The following is a 16,881-nucleotide window of genomic DNA, read 5'->3' as shown; positions in this document are numbered from 1 at the left end:
CAGACTCTGGGGGCGTATTTTCTCCGTTCCATGCTGTCCTCTCTACCGCGAACTCCTTCGTGACCGTGGAAAGCGTCAGATCGCTTCCATGGCCGCGTCTTTTGGCGCGTCGAACCGGGTGCCGTGCCGCAGAAGGCTCCAGGCGGTTCGAGCGAGTTTGTTGGCAAGCGCGATGGCCGCCTTGTTTCGTGGCATACGGGCGACCGCCTCGCTCAGCCACGGTCCGAAACTGAAGTCGGACCATCGGTGTGGGCGCATCATGATCACTTTCGCCGCCTGCACGAACAACATCCTCAGGTAGCGGCTGCCGCGTTTGGTGATCCGGCCGAGAATGGTGCGACCGCCCGTGCTGAATTGCCGGGGCACCAGACCAACCCAGGCCGCAAAATCGCGCCCCCTGTCGAACGCCTCGCCCTTGCCGACTGCCGCAACCATCGCCGTTGAGATCATTGGCCCGATGCCGGGTGTCGTCATGATGTTGGCGTAGTTCTCTTCGGTGCGGCTGATCGCTTCGATCTCGCCGGAGACGTCCCCGATCCGTTTGTCCAGCCAGAGCCAGTCGCCGTAAAGCCCGATCAGGATGCCACGCATTCGAGGTGAGATCTCATCCCGCCGCTGTTCGAGGATCGCCTCAAAGGAATTCTTCAGCGCCCGCAGCCCCGACCTGACGGTGATGCCCTGCTCGATCAGGAAGGCCCGGATCTGATTGATGGTCGCCGTGCGCCGCGACACCAGCCGTGCGCGCACCCGGTGCAGGGCCTGAAGGTTGAGCTGATACTGGTTCTTCTCTGAAACGGTCCGAAAGTTCGGCCGCAACGCGGCTTCGGCGATCGCCTCGGCGTCGTTGTAATCGTTTGTCGGGAAAACGATTCACTGGATCGTTTTCTTTTCCTCCTCACTCTGGCCCTTGTTGAACGGCTTCACGTTAATCGCCGGTATGATCCGCGGCTCGAACCCCATGCCCCGCCGCGTTCGGCTTACAAAATGGGCGCTGAGGTAAGCCTCCATTCCGACGATGCAGCGCGGGAGTTGCTCAAAGGTGGCATTCAGGGCCAAGCGGTTGATCTGCTTGCGCATGAACAGTTGGCCGGCGCGGTCGAACCCGACCAGATGAAACGTGTCCTTGCCGATATCGGCACCGACGACGGCGAGGTCTTCAAAGCTTCCTGACTTCTTTGCACACATGGCTACTTCTCCTTGATGCACGGTTGATCCCTCTTCAGGATACCCCAACGGTGGGGAAGCAGCCGACACATCCCATTGTCTGCCGTTCACTGCTTTCCTCAATGCCGCAGCGCGGCCCGCAGGGCGTCGCCTCAGGTAATTTCTACAATGCCGACCTCATGACTCGCTTCATCGACGGCGGAATAACTCTTCCCACCCGATGATTTCTTCAGCCGAGGCGTCAAAGCGAGGACGGCCTATGCGGTAAGACTCGAGCGCTCACTCAATCTGCCTTCGACAAGGACGTGCCGCGCATCGGTCCGACCGTCGATGCGCGACAGCAGAAGGCGCGTAGCCTCGGCGCCTTGTCGCGTGCCGTCGTGGTTGTACGAGGCGAGGTCGATCTGCGGCAGCGCGGCCGCCGGACTGTCGTCGAAGCCGACCACCGCGATCTCGGACGGGATGCGCCAGCCATTAGCGCGGCCTTGGGAGACGAGGTCGATAGCGTGCAGGTCGCTCCAGCAGATATAGGCTTCGGGCTGATCCGGCCGGGCGACCAGCGGGGAGATCGCTTCGCGCTTGTGCTGCTCGGACAGACGGTTGATGTGGATGTACTCGGCCAGACCGAGCGCCGTCATTTCGGCCACGTAACCGACTTCGCGCTGATATGAGACATCGCTGTCATTGGTGCTGCGGTCGATGCTGACCATCTCGATCCGCCGGCGGCCGTCACGGTGGACCCTGCGGACGATCTGGCGCATTGCCCCGACATCATCGCCGTTCACCGTGTCGAAGTCAGTAGAGTCCGGTTCGTGATGGCCGACGACCACCGTGGGAATTTGCTTGGCGTACTTGGATAGAAGCGCTCCCTTAAGGCGCGGGGCGACCAAGATTATCCCGTCCATCCTGAAGTCCAGCATCGAATCGATCAGCGATGTTTCGATCATCGTGTCGGCCCGTCCGACGGCCAACATGCTCTTGTAGTTCGCCTGCGACAGCTCATCCATGATGCCCGAGACGATGACAGGCAGGAACGGGTTTTCCATTTCGACCAGCAGAATGCCAACAGTGTGGGTGCGTCCGCGCATGCTGCGCGCAGCCATGCTGGGCCGGTAACCCAGTCGTGAGATCGAAACGTTGACGCGTTTGCGCAGTTCGTCGCTGACCCCATAGGCGTTGCGCAGCACCTTCGAGACGGCCGAGACGGACACACCTGCGTCCTGCGCAACCGTTCGTATGGTCACGCGCTCACTCTTGGTTCCGTTATCCACGCGACCTCCGCATTTTCGGCTTCGGTAAGAATACGCAAACACCCCTTGATCGGCAATCCGACTTGTATAATGTTCTACGTATAACGGTCTACGAAATGACCTGCGGGAGGAAAGATGGATGTTTCGGTGAAGCGGGCCCCGGCACGCGAACAGGTCTTCAGCGCGGCCCGGCCCGTGGCCCCGGCATGCGATCCGGGCGAGGGCGGACGGGCCAGTTTCGTTGAGACCACGTTCCAGGCGGACCCTTCGACGGGTCGGGCGATCCTGCGGATCTCGGCGTTGGGGCTGTATCGCGCATTTTTGAACGGCAAGCGTGTGGGCGATGATCTGCTGACCCCGGGCTGGACCTGCTATGATGACCGCATCGGCGCTCAGAGCTACGACGTATCCGACCTCTTGGCCGCGGGCGAGAACCGGATTCGCATCGAACTCGCAGATGGCTGGTACCGCTCGCCCATCATGTGGCGCGACAAGGGCATCCCGAACTGCTGGGGCGACACCATCGCCGCCGTGGCCGAGATCGAAGTCACCGGCAAAGTGATCCTCGCCACAGATGACGGTTGGCAAAGCGGCTTGCTGCCCGTGACCAAGGCCGGGATCTATTACGGCGAAGACTACGACGCGCGGCTCGAGGGCGAGGGGGCAAGCAGCGGCGTGCGCGTGCTTGACACCGACATGAGCCTTTTCGTGCCGCACGAGACCGGCCCGGTGAAGGCACTGGACCGGATCGAGCCGGCCGCGACGTGGGAAGACGACGAAGGCCGGACGATCTACGATTTCGGCCAGAATGCTGCCGGTTTCGTGGAGATCGAGGTCGAAGGCGCGACCGGCGCAACCGTCTACATCGACCACGCCGAGGTCACCGGCGCAGAGGGCGACTTCGACCGCCGCAACTACCGCGTCGCCCGCGCGGCGATCCGCTACACGCTGAAGGGCGAGGGGATCGAGCGTTATGCCCCGGCCTGCACCTTCATGGGCTTCCGCTACGCGCGCGTCGCAATAGAGGGGCAGGCGAAGGTCCGCGCGATCCGTTCGATCCCGATCACTTCGGTCCCCGATCTCGCCGGCGGCTTCGAATGTGCCGAGCCGGCCGTGAACCGGCTGGTGATGAATACCGTCTGGTCGCAGCGCGCAAACTTTATCGAGATTCCCACCGACTGTCCCCAGCGGGACGAGCGGCTGGGCTGGACCGGCGACGCGCAGGTCTTTGCCGGCACCGCCTGTTGGCTGGCCGACAGCGAGACGTTCCTGAAGAAGTACCTGCGCGACGTGATGCACGACCAACGTGCGGATGGGGCGGTGCCGCACTTCTCACCCGACCCGACGCGCCTGCATCCTGCCGGCTTCAACGGGGATTGGGCGGGCTCGACCGGCTGGGGTGACGTCATCACGGTCATGCCGTGGCAGCTTTACCTGCATTACGGTGACAAGGGCGTGCTGTCCGAGTGCTTCTCCGCCATGATCCGTTGGGTGGACTACCTCTGGAGCCTGTCTGACGGCCCGATCATCCGGCCCCATTCGACCTGGGGAGAGACGGGCTTCACCTTCGGCGACTGGCTCCAGCCGGTCGGTGACAACCGCAAACCGCGCCCGACCATCGCCGACGATTGCGCGGCGACCTTGTACCACTTCATCTCGACCGAACTTGCCGCGCGGATCGCCCGCACCTTGGGCGAGGATGCCGAAGCCGAGCGCCTCGAGGTCCGCAAGGAGCAGATCCGCACCGCGTTCCATGCCGAGTATTTCACCTCGACCGGTCGTATGGCGCATAACGATCAGACGTCCTACGCGCTGGCGTTCCTCTACGACCTTGTCCCGGCCGAACACTACAAGGCGGCCAAGGCCTACTTCCGCCGCGTGATCGAAGAGGCCGATTACCTGATCGGCACCGGATTCATCGGGACGCCCGCGTTGCTGCCGGCGCTGACCAAGCTTGGCATGGACGACCTGGCCGAGAAGGTGTTCCTGAACCGCCGCGTGCCCGGTTGGCTCTACCAGGTCGAGCAAGGCGCCACGACGATCTGGGAACGCTGGGACGCCATCGGCGAGGACGGCACGATCTACGAGCCGTCGATGAACAGCTACAACCACTACGCCTACGGGGCCGTGTGCCAATGGCTGTTCGAGGGTGTCGCGGGTATCGCGCCGACCCCGGGCGGGCCAGGCTTCGATCGGGTCGCGATCGACCCGACCATCCTGCTCGAACTCGGCCACGTGAAGATGTGGCACACCTGCCGCCACGGCCGGATCGAGGCTGCATGGCAGCTCGACGGCGTCCGTGTGACCTATGCAGTGATGCTGCCCGATGGCTGCGAGGGGCGTCTGATGCCCTCGGCCCGTCGCGGGAACGTCACCCTGAACGGCGACTCCGTCTCGATCCCCGAGACGGGCCTGAACGTGCCAAGCGGTCGGCACGAGATCACCTTCGACCGCACCTGATCACTCTCTGGGAGGAGACGACATGAAGACGAAACTGATCACCAGCCCCGCGCTTGCGGCTGTGCTCGCCCTGTCGGGTGGCGCCGCCTGGGCGCAGGACCTCACGATCCTCAGCGATTCCAGCCCCGACACAGTGGCGACGCTGCAAGCTCTGGGCGACGCCTACAGCGAGATGAACCCGGACGTGTCCTTCTCGATCGAAACGCGCCCGGGCGGGGGCGAGGGCGACAACGTCGTCAAGACACGCCTCGCGACAGGCGAGATGGCCGACATCTTCCAATACAACTCGGGCTCGTTGCTGCAGAACCTGCGGCCCAGCCGGACGCTTGCGCCGATGACGGACCTTCCGGCGATGGACAATCTTCTGGAGGGCTTCAAGACCGCCGTCTCCGGCCCTGAGGGCGAAATCTATGGCGTTCCGATCGAGGCGGCCATGGGCGGGGGCATCTTCTATCACATCCCCACCTACGAGGAACTCGGGCTGGAGGTCCCCCTGACCTGGGACCAGTTCATGGAGAACAACCGGATCATCGCCGAACAGACCGACAAGGCGCCCATCATCCAGACCTACCGCGAGACCTGGACGTCCCAGCTTCTTGTCCTGGCTGACTACTTCAACGTGCAGGTCGACAATCCTGACTTCGCCCAGAACTATACCGCCGGTGAGGCCAAGTATGCCGAAACGCCCGAGGCGCTGCGAAGCTTCGGGCGCCTGCAGGAGGCTGCCGAGTCGGGCTACTTCAACGAGGATTTCGGCGCCGCATCCTACGCTGACGGCCTTGCGATGCTCGCCTCGGGCGAAGGCGTCCACTACCCGATGCTGACCTTCGCGATCGGTGCGCTGAGCCAGGACCACCCCGAGGAATTGTCCGACATCGGCTTCTTCGCGCAGCCGGGCGACGACCCCGAGCAGAACGGCCTGACGGTCTGGATGCCCTCGGCGCTCTATGTTCCGGCCGATACCGACAACCTCGAGGTCGCGAAGGACTTCATGAACTTCGTGGCCACGCCCGAGGGCTGCCGGATCATCTTCGAAACGGTCGGTGCCAGCGGCCCGGCGGTCGTCGAGGGATGCGAGCTTCCGGACGACGTGCCGCCCTCGGTGTCGGACATGCAGAAGTATTTCGACGAAGAGGGGCGGACGGCCCCGGCGCTGGAATACGTTTCGCCGGTGAAGGGACCGTCGCTCGAGCAGATCACGGTTGCCGTGGGCTCGGGGATCAACACGGCGGAAGAGGGCGCTTCGCTCTACGATCAAGACGCGGCCAAGCAGGCGCGTCAGCTGGGTCTCGAGGGCTGGTAAGCCTCCCCTTGCCGCCCGACGCGTAACCTGCCCGGGATCCGTCCCGGGCAGGACCGCCCCCAGTCTGTCCCGAGGTCGTCCATGCGCCGCAAGACACCCTATCCCTACTGGTTCGTAGCCCCCGCCGCGATCATCTTCACCGTGCTCTTCACGATCCCCACGGTCACGTCGCTCTACTTCGCGCTGACCCGCTGGGATCTGTTCAGCCAGACCTTCATCGGCTTCGACAACTTCGTGCAGTTCTTCCGCGAGCCGGGCCTGACGCGCGGCCTGATCAACACCGTGATCTTCGCGGGGCTGACATCGGGGCTGAAGACGGTGCTCGGGCTGCTGCTGGCCGTGCTGTTGACCGCCGGCATCTTCGCACAAGGATTCCTGCGCGCCGTCGTGTTCTTCCCGGTCCTCGTCTCGACCATCGGGGTCGGCCTGACCTTCACCGAGCTGATGCATCCCACGGACGGGGCCATCAACATGGGGCTATCCTTCTTCGGAATCGACGGGCCCGGTTGGCTGACCAACCCGGACCTTGCGCTGATCTCGGTCGCGCTGGTTGATGTCTGGCGGGGGGTCGGGCTGGCCACCCTGATCTACATCGCCGGACTGGCGTCGATCAGCCCCGAATACTACGAGGCTGCGCGGATGGACGGCGCGACGCGCCTCCAGCAGTACTGGCGCGTGACGGTGCCGCTGGTGCGGCCCGCGACGACGACCGTGATCCTGCTGTCGCTGATCGGCGGCATGCGCCTCTTCGACCTGATCTGGGCGATGACGCGGGGCGGGCCGGGATTCTCGTCTGATGTCCTCGCGAGCGTGATCTACAAGCAGTACCAGGCCGGGTTCTATGGTCTCTCCACGGCAGGGAACGTGATCCTGTTCATCCTGATCGGGGTGCTGGTCATGCCGCTCGTCTACTGGCTGAACCGCCGGGAGGTCGACCTATGAAACGTCGCCAATACGTCATCGGCATCACGGCCCTTGCCGCCACCTTCGTCATCTTCGTGCTGCCTTTCATCTTCATCCTGCTCAACGCATCCAAGACGTCGCAGGATTCGGCGGCATTGGATTTCTCGCTGCCCGACCGCTGGGTGTTCTTCGAAAACCTGATCGCCGTGGTGCAGGCACGCGACTACATCCTGCTGCTGGCCTACTGGAACTCGACCCTCATCACGGTGTGCTCGGTCGCGCTAATGGTGATCTTCGGCGCGATGGTGGGCTATATCCTCCAGCGCCGGCACAGCGCGTGGAACAAGGTGATTTTTGGCTTCGTCCTGGCGGGACTGATGATCCCGCCCGCCGTTGTGCCGACGATCTGGCTGCTTCAGCAGATCGGCCTCTTCAAGACGATCCACGGGATGATCCTGATCCAGTGCGCCTACGGGCTATCCTTCTCGGTCCTTTTGTTCCGGCAGTTCATCGGCACGATTCCCCGCGACCTGGACGAGGCCGCGCGGATCGACGGCGCCTCGCCCTTGCAGATCTTCTTCCGGGTCATCCTGCCGCTTCTGAAGCCGGTGACTGTCACGGTGATCGTCGTCCAGTCGATCACCGTGTTCAACGACTTCACCCACCCGCTTTACTACCTTCCGGGGCGTGAGAACGTGACCGTGCAGCTGACGCTCTACAACTTCCAGAGCCAGTTCGTCAGTCAGATGAACCTGCTGTTCATGAACATCCTGCTGGTTACCATCCCGCCGCTCATCGTCTTTTTGTTCTTCAACCGTCAGATCGTCGCCGGCATGACCGCCGGGGCCGTGAAAGGGTAATCCATGGCACGTGTCGAATTGCACGACATCCGCAAGAGCTTCGGCAAGGTCGAGGTCATCCACGGCATCGACCTGACCATCGAGGATGGCGAGTTCTGCGTCTTCGTCGGCCCGTCGGGCTGCGGTAAGTCCACGCTTCTGCGCATCATCTCGGGGCTGGAAGAGCAGACGAGCGGCCGGATCGAGATCGACGGGCGCGATGTCGGTAACTTGGAGCCGGTCGAGCGGGACATCGCCATGGTGTTCCAGTCCTACGCGCTCTATCCGCACCTGACAGTGGGCGAGAATATCGGCTTCGGCCTGTCACTCGCCCGCAAGCCCAAGGCCGAGATCGCGGAGGCCGTGAACCGCGTGGCCGAGACGCTGCAACTGGGCCACCTCCTGGACCGCCGCCCCAAGGAGCTGTCGGGCGGTCAGCGCCAGCGGGTCGCCATCGGACGCGCCATCGTGCGCGACCCCAAGGTGTTCCTTTTCGACGAACCGTTGTCGAACCTCGACGCGGCGCTGCGCAGCCAGATGCGGATCGAGCTGACCGACCTGCACGCGCAGTTGGGCTCGACCATGATCTACGTCACCCACGACCAGGTCGAGGCGATGACCATGGCCGACAAGATCGTGGTGCTGAAGGACGGCGCGATTGAACAGGTGGGCACCCCGATGGAGCTCTACGACAAGCCGGCGACTCCCTTCGTCGCCGGCTTCATCGGATCGCCCAAGATGAACCTCTTCGATGGGGATGTCGCGGCGCAGAAGGGCTGCGAGGTCTACGGCATCCGCCCCGAGCATATCCGCCTGACCGATGACGGCGACTGGCACGGTCGCGTGCGCCTGGTCGAACGTCTCGGCGCCGACACGATCGTCCACGCCGAGATGGAGACGTTCGGCCCGATGATCATCCGCACCGACGGGCAATCCGAACTCCGCGAGGGTCGCGAGATACGTGCGGCGCCTATGCCGGAGAGGGAGTTCCGTTTCGGAAAGAGTTGATCGACCCATGAGCACCTCGCCACGAACAGGGCGGCGCCTGAGATGCCGTTTGTTCTGGGCCCAAGCTCTTGCGAGAGTCCGACGGGCGACGACATTTCGCGCAACAGATACCAGCGGGATGTCATGCGGGCCCATTTTCCGGCGGGATCCATGCCGGCGACGCGGGAGGTCGAAATCCAGTGCGGGCTCGGGGTTGGATGGTCTTGGACCTAGCCGAAAAGTGAGGGAGGCGGCTTGACCCGAGCCTTCCCTCACGGGGAGCCACTTGTCAAAGCACGGCGCGCCTCAGAGCGCTAATATCGTGGGGCGCTGCTACAGGTCCATCTGTAACGAATGCTGGACGTGACGGATCGTGGGCTGCGCGCTTGGCGACAGCGCGCGCTGTCGCAGCGGCAGCGCACCGACATGGTGCTGCTGGCACATATCTGTGACCAGCACCGTGCCAGCCTGGGCAGCTACGGCCGGCCACGGATGACCGAGGAGCTAACGGAACTTGGTTTCGACGTCGGCCATCCACTGCCCGGCAGTGGTTGCAGAGCAAACCATGAGAGTGGCCAGGTAGGTCGTCTGATGCGCCAGAACGACATCCGCGTGGTGCGGAAACGCAGATACAAGGTCACGACCATCGCCCGGCAGGCGCATGGGCAGCAAGTAGGTTCGGGAACCCATTTTCGTCCATCTCTCAGGAGCGCATTTGCCAAAACGATGAGTTTTCGCATGACTGCGGTCACAGCAACTGTTCTTGGCTTTCCTGCTTGAACGAGGTCTTCGAACTTGGCCTTGGCGGAGCTGTTGTGCTGGATGTCGCTGAGCGCCGGCATGAAGAGGACCTTCCGGACAGACTGCCGGCCTCCTTGGATATGTTCCTGACCACGCCATTGCCCTGATTAGCGCGATATCGGGGCCAGCCCGGCCAAAGCGGCAGCTTCCTTTCCCGACAGGTTGCCGAGTTCCGGCACGTCTGCAAGCAAGGCCGTTGCCGAAACGAGGGAGATGCCGGGGATGCTGACCAAGATGCTCAGTCGTTCCATCAGCCCGGTGTCAGAGGCGATGAGCGCCTGCATCGTCGCATCTATACGCGCGATCTGCCGCTCGACCTGTGCCAGCCGTTGCGTGGGAAAACGGCGCAGGACCACTTGCCTTGCCATCTTGAGCCGCGTTCTCGCGGCGGTGCGATCCTTGATCAGGCCTCGGCGGAACACCAGTAAATCGCGTAGATCTGCAACGACTTCAGGCTGTGCCACCGTCGGTTCGGGCTGCAGGGTAGCCCCCATCCTGGCCAGCATCTCGGCGTCGAGTCAGTCTGTCTTGGCAACACGCCCGATCGCTTCCGCGAACCGTCGTGCCTGTCGGGGATCGACCTTCGCGAAGGCCAGTCCCCGGCGCGACAAATGACGCTCAAGTTCCCGATGATATGTGCCGGACGCTTCGAAGACGATGACCGCAACGTCATCCGACGCCCACTGCTCAAGCGCGGCCAAGCCAGCAGCATCATTTGAAAACTGCCGGCACTCATTTATCAATGAGCAATACGCAACGAGCACGGCCTTGGAAACGTCGTCGCCGGTTGCATCCTGCATGGAGTATCTCCCACCTCGTCTTGTCATGCGGGCCCGAAGCCCAGGTATCCGTTCAGGCTCGAAGACAAAGCGGGGACAACCATACTCGGCAACGGTCCCTGACGACCAAGAGGGGTACGATCCATCCCCCGCCACCACGCCGATTTGCGCGATCTGCGTGGTGGCTCCCATCATGCAACAAGAGCTGAGACATCAATAAGACAAGAGGGGGCTAGCGATCATACGTTCAACATCGCGCCGAACCTTCTGGGTCGGGATTTCCATGCAGATCATCCAAACGAAAAATGGGCGGGCGACATCAGCTACATCTGGACCCGGGAAGGCTGGGTTTATCTGGCCGTCGTTCTCGATCTGCATTCCCGGCGCGTGATCGGCTGGGCGATCAGCAACCGGCTGAAGAAAGATCTGGCGGTCCGGGCGCTGAACATGGCGATCGCCCTGCGGCGGCCGCCCAAGGGTTGCATCCAGCATACCGACCGCGGCAGCCAGTATTGTTCTCACGACTATCAAAAGATCCTGCGCCGGAACGGCTTCAAGGTATCGATGAGTGGCAAGGGAAACTGCTACGATAACGCCGCCGTCGAGACCTTCTTCAAGACCCTGAAGGCTGAGATGATCTGGCGACGATCCTGGTCGACACGCCGCGACGTCGAACTGGCCCTCTTCCAATACATCAACGGCTTCTACAATCCACGGCGGCGACACTCAGCACTGGGCTGGAAAAGTCCCTCGGCCTTGGAGCGAAAGGCCGCCTAAATGAGCACCGTGACCGGAACCAAACCGCGACAGGTCCATTTCTGGCGGTCAACGCGCGATAGTCGGTACAAAACTGCAGCGGCCGATCAACCGAGGCGGATAGCGAATGCTACCGACAAGATATCGTTCCGACAGCGGATGCGCGAAGCACGTCCCCAAGCTTATGGACGGTAGAAGGCGAACGCGGCCAAGCGCGAGATCGCTGTGAAGCTTTGAAGCTTGCGCGATGCAGCCAGCATGACCGCGGAAGAGGTGGCAGCCAAGTCGGAGATGAGCCTAGCAATGGTCACGAGGATGGAGGCCTTGAGCGGACGCTTCCATCGATCGTTTCGCCACAGAATGTGGGGGCCATTTAGAGTTAGTGATAAAGCACAGGCTTCGGCCTGAGCGAACCCGACGAGTAGAGGGCTTATAACGGCGTGCCACACGGCGCCGGCGGCTCGGCATCAGGCACAGCGCGACAGCGCGCGCATTTTCGGGCGATTTAGGTGGGCCCTGTATTCAGGGGGTAAAAGGCCGTATGCCTTCATGTGACGGCCGAAGAGGCCACTACGTTCCTCGGATTACCCGGTACGGCCGCTTCAGCGACGGAGACCCGATGCGTGTAACGGTATTCAGCACGAAGCCATACGACGAGCAATATCTGAGCGCGGCGAACGCGGAACGCCACGAGCTTGTGTTTCACGACATGCGCCTGACCTCCGCTACCGCCGCGCTTGCAGGCGGAAGCGATGCAATCTGCGCCTTTGTCAACGACGACCTCGGGCCCGACGTCGTCGCGGAACTGGTCCGCCTCGACATCAGGTTCGTCGCCCTACGTTCGGCCGGCTTCAACAACGTGGACCTCGCAGCGGCGGCCTCGGCCGGCATCGCTGTCGGGCGAGTTCCGGCCTACTCGCCTCACGCCGTCGCCGAACATACGGTGGCCCTGATCATGACACTGAACCGTAAGTTGCACCGGGCCTACAACCGCGTGCGCGAGGGAAACTTCGCACTCGATGGGCTGCTGGGCTTCGATCTTCACGGAAAGAGCGTGGGAATCGTCGGGACCGGACAGATTGGCGAGATCGTGGCGCGCATCCTCTGTGGCTTCGGCTGCGAGGTGCTGGCGTTCGACCCGAATGAGAACGCTGCCTGCACCGAGATGGGCGTTCGTTACGTCGGCCTGAACGATCTGCTTGGTCAAAGCGACATCATCACTCTGCAATCCCCTCTCACTCCGCAGACCCGACACATGATCAACGCGGACGCCATTTCGCGAATGAAGTCTGGCGTAATGCTGGTCAACACGAGCCGCGGCGCCGTCGTGGACACGTCGGCGCTGATCGCCGGACTGAAGAGCGGGACCATCGGCAGCGTCGGTCTCGACGTTTACGAGGAAGAGGCTGATCTGTTTTTCGAGGACCTGTCGCGAACCTTCATCCGCGACGACGTCTTCGCCCGGCTTCTGACCTTTCCGAACGTGCTGGTCACCGGCCACCAGGGTTTTTTCACACACGAGGCCCTCACCGCTATCGCGCGAACGACGCTGGATAACATCTCCACCTTCGAGCGCGATGGGGCGCCCGTCCACCCGGTGCCAATGCCACCGGGGGATTGATCCATGAGCGCGCTGTTGGCGTCCACGCCTCTGGGGCTCATCCTGATCGGCATGGTGATCCTGCGGCGTTCTGCCATTCTCTCTGGCGCGGCAGGTCTTGCGCTGGCGATCTCTCTGGCATTGACGGCGTTCGAACCGGCGGAGGGAATCGTCCCCCTTTTGGTCGGGGTCGGGGCAGAGGCAGCCCATTCCACCGCGACGATCGTGTGGATCATTTTCCCCGCGCTGGGTCTGTTCGAGTTTCAGAAGGCGTCCGGCGCGATCGTCCGCATCCGCGACATGCTGGCCTCGGTGACGGAAGATCGCCGACTTCAGGCGATCCTGATCGCGTGGTTCTTCGGGCTCTTCATGGAGGGCGCCGCCGGATTCGGGACTCCGGTCGCCTTGGCCGCGCCGCTGCTTGTCGGGCTGGGCTATCCGCCGGTCCGGGCGGTCGTCCTGGCTCTGCTGGGCCACGCGGCCGGCGTCTCATTTGGTGCGGTCGGCACGCCGGTCCTGGCGCAGGTGACCCTGTCCGGGCTGCCAGCGCAGGACGTCGCGATGAGGACCGCGTCGATGCATGCGGTCTGCGCGCCGGTCCTTTTGCTGATCATGGTCCGGATGGCGGACGACCCGCCCCTGTCAGCGCGGATGCTGGCCTGGACCGTGTTCGCCGCGGCGAGCTTCCTTGTGCCCTCAGTCCTTCTGGCGGCCGTAGTCGGCCCGGAACTCCCCACCCTCGGCGGCGCGCTGGTCGGCGCGGCCGTCTTCATCGCCGTGTTGCGCCGCAGGCCCTCTGGCGAGGCGGCGAGCCCGCGCGCAGTTCTCGCGGACCTCGCGCCGTATGTCGTGATCCTGATGCTTGTCCTGGTGACGCGACTGATCGCACCGGTGCAGCGGGCTTTGGCGGATCTGTCTCTATCCTGGAGCATAAGCAGCGAATATTCCGGCGCGTTCCAGCCGCTCTATCATCCGGGCACGTTGTTGTTCTTGGGCCTGCTTCTCGGTGCCATTGGCACCGGGCGGTTGCGGCTCCTTACCGGGGCGGTGTCCGCTTCGATACGGCGCCTTGTTCCCGTCGCCTTCGCATTGATGGTCATGCTGATGCTTTCGCGGCTTATGGTCCATGCTGGCATGATCGACAGCCTCGCGGCGGCGGCGGCCAGTGTCGGACCGGCCTGGCCACTATTGTCGCCGTTCGTCGGCGTGCTGGGAACCTTCATCACCGGGTCGGCGACGTCGTCCAATATCCTGTTCACCGAGTTCCAGGCTTCTACCGCGGACAGCGTGGGCCTATCGGCCGCCAATCTGGTGGCAGCGCAAGGGTTTGGATCCGCCATTGGGAACATCGTTGCGCCACACAACATCATCGCGGGAAGCGCAACGGTCGGGCTGTCGGGACGCGAGGGCGAGGTCATGGCGCGCACTGCCAAGCCATGCCTGATATACGCGGCCCTCGGTGGCCTGTTGACATTCGGGTGGCTTCAAGTTGCTGCCTGATCGTCTCGCCCGGAGGAATTTCCCGAGAGTGGGAATCTTCGATCCGGCCCTATGATCTTCTAACGGACAAAGGGCTACTTCCCCAAAGCATCAGCACGGCGGAGGGCTTGTGACGATAGTCGACATTCGGCCATATTCTGCGAGGCAAGTTCGCTGCAGCTGCGCAGTCCCGCCGGTGTGTTCCCGTCAATTGGCTTGAAGCAAACTTGTAGCAGCGCAGTTCTGCGCGTGCTCCGAAACCGGTCTTGGGCGGCCTTGAAGCATGCGTAATTGGGCTTGCTCCACTTCAAGGTCGAGCTCCCGCTAGGATCACGACATCGCCGTGAACAAGGGAGAGCGATGAGGACTATTTTGCCGGGCTGAACGTTTCGCATGCGGTCATGTGCGCTGTAAAATGTCGACGGAGAGGGCAGGGTGATGCGCAAGCTGCCAGACGAGGTTTCCGCCAGCGGCGTAGGTGCCGGGCCTCTCCCATCCGAACAAACGCGTCGGCTTTGAAGCTGGACGATGAGCCAGCATCTGGCCTTTGGTCTGACCGCCGCCGGCTTCGGTGTCGTCTGAATGGAGCGCGCTAGGTGAATGCGGCCCCATCGGCATGCGCGGCAAAACCGGCTGATGCGGCCCGGTTCACATGAACAGCCGGGTGGCGCATGGCGTCCGTGCATTGCGGAGCACTCGCAACCCGCTCCTCAAGAAGACGATGACCTTGCCGACGAAGTGCGCGGGCTGCTGAAGGTCTTCGGTATCCGCCTGCCCAAGATCGTGCAGCATGGCATTTTGAACGACATCGTCCGCCCCCTGATCGAGATGGACGAGGGTCTGACCCACGCGCTGGTGCCGCTTCTCGACGCGCGCCTTATCTTGTGCCAACATTTTTTTAGGTTGTGGACCGGCGGGTCAATCACGCTGCTACTCAGGGCGAAATCCGCGTGCGGATCATGACCGTTCCCCTCTCGGGCATGCAATCATACCCCGTCGGATAACGATGAAGCCGAAACGCCTGCTGCGCAACCAGAAGCGCGCCTAAAAGCAAGGCTCTCCATGACCGGTCCAACATATGGGTGCAGCGATGCCTAGTGGCATCAACCAGACTGCGAAGAGAAGCATGACCCGGATGCGCGACGTCGACCGCGCAGACAGAATAAAGACGAGCTTGACCCGGACGTCCAATTTGAGAAGCGGACCTTCACGCTTGGCCCAACGGACGTACCGGGGCACGGAAATGAGACAGCGCCCTGCACTGGTGATGCCGCCATTCGCGGCGCTTCTTGAACACGATGCCGAGCCACCGTGGCCCGGCGAACCTTCCAGAGGTCACAGACCCGTGCCGTTCCGTAGCCCCTCGCGTGGAGATCGAATGCGCCCGGCTTCTTTTCGCGACCTCCGCCGGGCCAAAGGGCGCCCGCCCTCCAGCGTGTCGATCTTCGCGTACAACAACTCGTTGGCCATGGTGATCTCGCCCACCTCGGTATGGAGCCGCGCGATTTCCTCGTCGCGGTCATCCCTCTCGCGCTCCTTTAGGGCGCTTTCCGAAGCCATGAGAACCCGATTGCGCCATTCCGATAGCCGGTGGACCGGAACGTTCAGATCACGCGATACCGCCTCAAGGCTCTCCCCATGCATCAGCCGTTGAACTGCCGTCAGCTTGCGCTTCGCAGGCAAGCCCTTCGCCCCGCCAGCCACGGCCACGGCCCCGTCGTCGCCAGCGTAATGGGCGGGCGCCGACAAGGCCGTCGCCTCCGCCGCGCCTGGTGCTGCCGTCTTCTTGTCGTTCAATTCATACTACCTTGATCCAGCGAAATAGCGCTATGAACTTTCTCAAAAATCCGTGCCCCAACCCACTTGGCGCAAAGGATGACCGCTTCCTAGCCCGGAGCGTTCCATTGCCCGTGGGTATTCGTGGTGACAGAAAGCGGGTTGAAACGAGCGGGCGTTCCCGACTTGCGTCATATGGACGTGGAAGGTTGAGAAACTAGACTCATTATTACGTGTATCTTGGTCTGGGAAGTATGCTAAAATCCTCTCGAATAAGTGAATCGAAAAACTCCGAACCCGCACGATCCAAGTATTCGCAGTCGCTCTGCATTCGCGAACGTCACTCTTATCTGTTCTCCAGTTATTTGGTGAAAGTGGAATATCAACTCGATCGCGAAGTTTAGACCTGCCCCGGCACCCGCAAACGCTCACCGATTGGAGGGATGACACCGTATTCGAGAATTTCGCGCAGAAACGTTGCGAAAAACGAATCGCGCTGAATATTTGCAGTCAAACAGATCTAATTGGGAGCGGCGACGGAAAGACCGGCGCAGACATATTCCTTGTGTCAGGTGAAACCTTTGTACGCGGGTTTATGCCCACCAACGACAAGTCCGGCGAGCAATCGGCTTCCACATTCAACTCCAAGCGGACTTGGCGCACGAAAGTCGAGTCAGCGTTCGCCGCCATCTACGGGACCAAGCGTGATTACCATCAGATCATCATCGTCACGAACCATTTAGAATTCAAAGGGAAATCGGCCGACATCTAAGATGAGATCTTG

General features: G+C 62.4%; 13 protein-coding genes and 2 pseudogenes. 9 read left to right on the top strand and 6 right to left on the bottom strand.

From position 1 onward, the window contains the following. Positions 1 to 75: 75 nt before the first annotated feature. Together PAA8504_RS19455 and PAA8504_RS19450 are read right to left on the bottom strand one after the other, a co-directional pair. Positions 76 to 1,185, bottom strand: a pseudogene (locus PAA8504_RS19455) (IS110 family RNA-guided transposase). 236 nt (positions 1,186 to 1,421) lie between these two features. Then, positions 1,422 to 2,408: a LacI family DNA-binding transcriptional regulator gene (locus PAA8504_RS19450; RefSeq protein ID WP_245897703.1), complete on the bottom strand. Its 987-nt coding sequence runs from the start codon at positions 2,406 to 2,408 to the stop codon at positions 1,422 to 1,424. Between the two features lie 141 nt (positions 2,409 to 2,549). Here PAA8504_RS19450 and PAA8504_RS19445 point away from each other — a divergent pair, with 141 nt between their 5' ends. The 6 genes and pseudogenes from PAA8504_RS19445 to PAA8504_RS21895 form a co-directional block, all read left to right on the top strand. After that, complete coding sequence (locus PAA8504_RS19445) at positions 2,550 to 4,874, top strand: family 78 glycoside hydrolase catalytic domain (protein ID WP_108895811.1); 2,325 nt, start codon at positions 2,550 to 2,552, stop codon at positions 4,872 to 4,874. 22 nt (positions 4,875 to 4,896) lie between these two features. Continuing rightward, positions 4,897 to 6,177 carry an ABC transporter substrate-binding protein gene (locus PAA8504_RS19440; RefSeq protein ID WP_108895810.1) on the top strand — a complete coding sequence of 427 codons (1,281 nt, stop codon included), beginning with the start codon at positions 4,897 to 4,899 and terminating at the stop codon, positions 6,175 to 6,177. A gap of 81 nt (positions 6,178 to 6,258) precedes the next feature. Then, complete coding sequence (locus PAA8504_RS19435; protein ID WP_108895809.1) at positions 6,259 to 7,119, top strand: carbohydrate ABC transporter permease; 861 nt, start codon at positions 6,259 to 6,261, stop codon at positions 7,117 to 7,119. After that, positions 7,116 to 7,940, top strand: a complete 825-nt coding sequence (locus tag PAA8504_RS19430; RefSeq protein ID WP_108895808.1) for a carbohydrate ABC transporter permease — start codon at positions 7,116 to 7,118, stop codon at positions 7,938 to 7,940. Before PAA8504_RS19435 ends, PAA8504_RS19430 begins: the two co-directional genes overlap by 4 nt. 3 nt (positions 7,941 to 7,943) lie before the next feature. Beyond that, positions 7,944 to 8,927: an ABC transporter ATP-binding protein gene (locus tag PAA8504_RS19425; RefSeq protein WP_108895807.1), complete on the top strand. Its 984-nt coding sequence runs from the start codon at positions 7,944 to 7,946 to the stop codon at positions 8,925 to 8,927. Between the two features lie 330 nt (positions 8,928 to 9,257). After that, positions 9,258 to 9,551 (top strand): annotated as a pseudogene (locus PAA8504_RS21895) (hypothetical protein); the annotation flags it as partial. Positions 9,552 to 9,814: 263 nt separating this feature from the next. Here the strand turns inward: PAA8504_RS21895 and PAA8504_RS19415 are convergent. Then, positions 9,815 to 10,201: a transposase gene (locus tag PAA8504_RS19415; protein ID WP_181375884.1), complete on the bottom strand. Its 387-nt coding sequence runs from the start codon at positions 10,199 to 10,201 to the stop codon at positions 9,815 to 9,817. A gap of 24 nt (positions 10,202 to 10,225) precedes the next feature. Beyond that, a complete protein-coding gene (locus PAA8504_RS22195; protein ID WP_181375883.1) occupies positions 10,226 to 10,507 on the bottom strand; it encodes an IS110 family transposase in 282 nt (93 codons plus the stop codon). Between the two features lie 153 nt (positions 10,508 to 10,660). On the opposite strand from PAA8504_RS22195, the gene PAA8504_RS19405 reads away from it, so the two are divergent. The 3 genes from PAA8504_RS19405 (at position 10,661) to PAA8504_RS19395 (ending at position 14,342) form a co-directional block, all read left to right on the top strand. Continuing rightward, positions 10,661 to 11,263 carry an IS3 family transposase gene (locus tag PAA8504_RS19405; protein ID WP_281259966.1) on the top strand — a complete coding sequence of 201 codons (603 nt, stop codon included), beginning with the start codon at positions 10,661 to 10,663 and terminating at the stop codon, positions 11,261 to 11,263. Between the two features lie 598 nt (positions 11,264 to 11,861). Beyond that, complete coding sequence (locus PAA8504_RS19400) at positions 11,862 to 12,863, top strand: 2-hydroxyacid dehydrogenase (protein WP_108895803.1); 1,002 nt, start codon at positions 11,862 to 11,864, stop codon at positions 12,861 to 12,863. 3 nt (positions 12,864 to 12,866) lie between these two features. Next, positions 12,867 to 14,342 carry an L-lactate permease gene (locus PAA8504_RS19395; RefSeq protein ID WP_108895802.1) on the top strand — a complete coding sequence of 492 codons (1,476 nt, stop codon included), beginning with the start codon at positions 12,867 to 12,869 and terminating at the stop codon, positions 14,340 to 14,342. A gap of 627 nt (positions 14,343 to 14,969) precedes the next feature. Here the strand turns inward: PAA8504_RS19395 and PAA8504_RS21890 are convergent. Then, positions 14,970 to 15,215 carry a hypothetical protein gene (locus tag PAA8504_RS21890; RefSeq protein WP_146190538.1) on the bottom strand — a complete coding sequence of 82 codons (246 nt, stop codon included), beginning with the start codon at positions 15,213 to 15,215 and terminating at the stop codon, positions 14,970 to 14,972. Positions 15,216 to 15,656: 441 nt separating this feature from the next. Next, positions 15,657 to 16,118: a hypothetical protein gene (locus tag PAA8504_RS19385; RefSeq protein WP_108895800.1), complete on the bottom strand. Its 462-nt coding sequence runs from the start codon at positions 16,116 to 16,118 to the stop codon at positions 15,657 to 15,659. Positions 16,119 to 16,881 lie beyond the last annotated feature (763 nt).

Origin of the sequence: Palleronia abyssalis, from assembly GCF_900302445.1 — a bacterium.
GTDB lineage: Bacteria > Pseudomonadota > Alphaproteobacteria > Rhodobacterales > Rhodobacteraceae > Palleronia > Palleronia abyssalis.
This window is presented reverse-complemented; position numbering and strand designations above follow the sequence as displayed.

Coding starts and splice junctions, on each gene's coding strand:
- PAA8504_RS19445 (WP_108895811.1), top strand. CDS start 2,550: ATGGATGTTTCGGTGAAGCGGGCCCCGGCACGCGAACAGGTCTTCAGC.
- PAA8504_RS19440 (WP_108895810.1), top strand. CDS start 4,897: ATGAAGACGAAACTGATCACCAGCCCCGCGCTTGCGGCTGTGCTCGCC.
- PAA8504_RS19435 (WP_108895809.1), top strand. CDS start 6,259: ATGCGCCGCAAGACACCCTATCCCTACTGGTTCGTAGCCCCCGCCGCG.
- PAA8504_RS19430 (WP_108895808.1), top strand. CDS start 7,116: ATGAAACGTCGCCAATACGTCATCGGCATCACGGCCCTTGCCGCCACC.
- PAA8504_RS19425 (WP_108895807.1), top strand. CDS start 7,944: ATGGCACGTGTCGAATTGCACGACATCCGCAAGAGCTTCGGCAAGGTC.
- PAA8504_RS19415 (WP_181375884.1), bottom strand. CDS start 10,201: ATGGGGGCTACCCTGCAGCCCGAACCGACGGTGGCACAGCCTGAAGTC.
- PAA8504_RS22195 (WP_181375883.1), bottom strand. CDS start 10,507: ATGCAGGATGCAACCGGCGACGACGTTTCCAAGGCCGTGCTCGTTGCG.
- PAA8504_RS19400 (WP_108895803.1), top strand. CDS start 11,862: ATGCGTGTAACGGTATTCAGCACGAAGCCATACGACGAGCAATATCTG.
- PAA8504_RS19395 (WP_108895802.1), top strand. CDS start 12,867: ATGAGCGCGCTGTTGGCGTCCACGCCTCTGGGGCTCATCCTGATCGGC.
- PAA8504_RS21890 (WP_146190538.1), bottom strand. CDS start 15,215: ATGTTGGCACAAGATAAGGCGCGCGTCGAGAAGCGGCACCAGCGCGTG.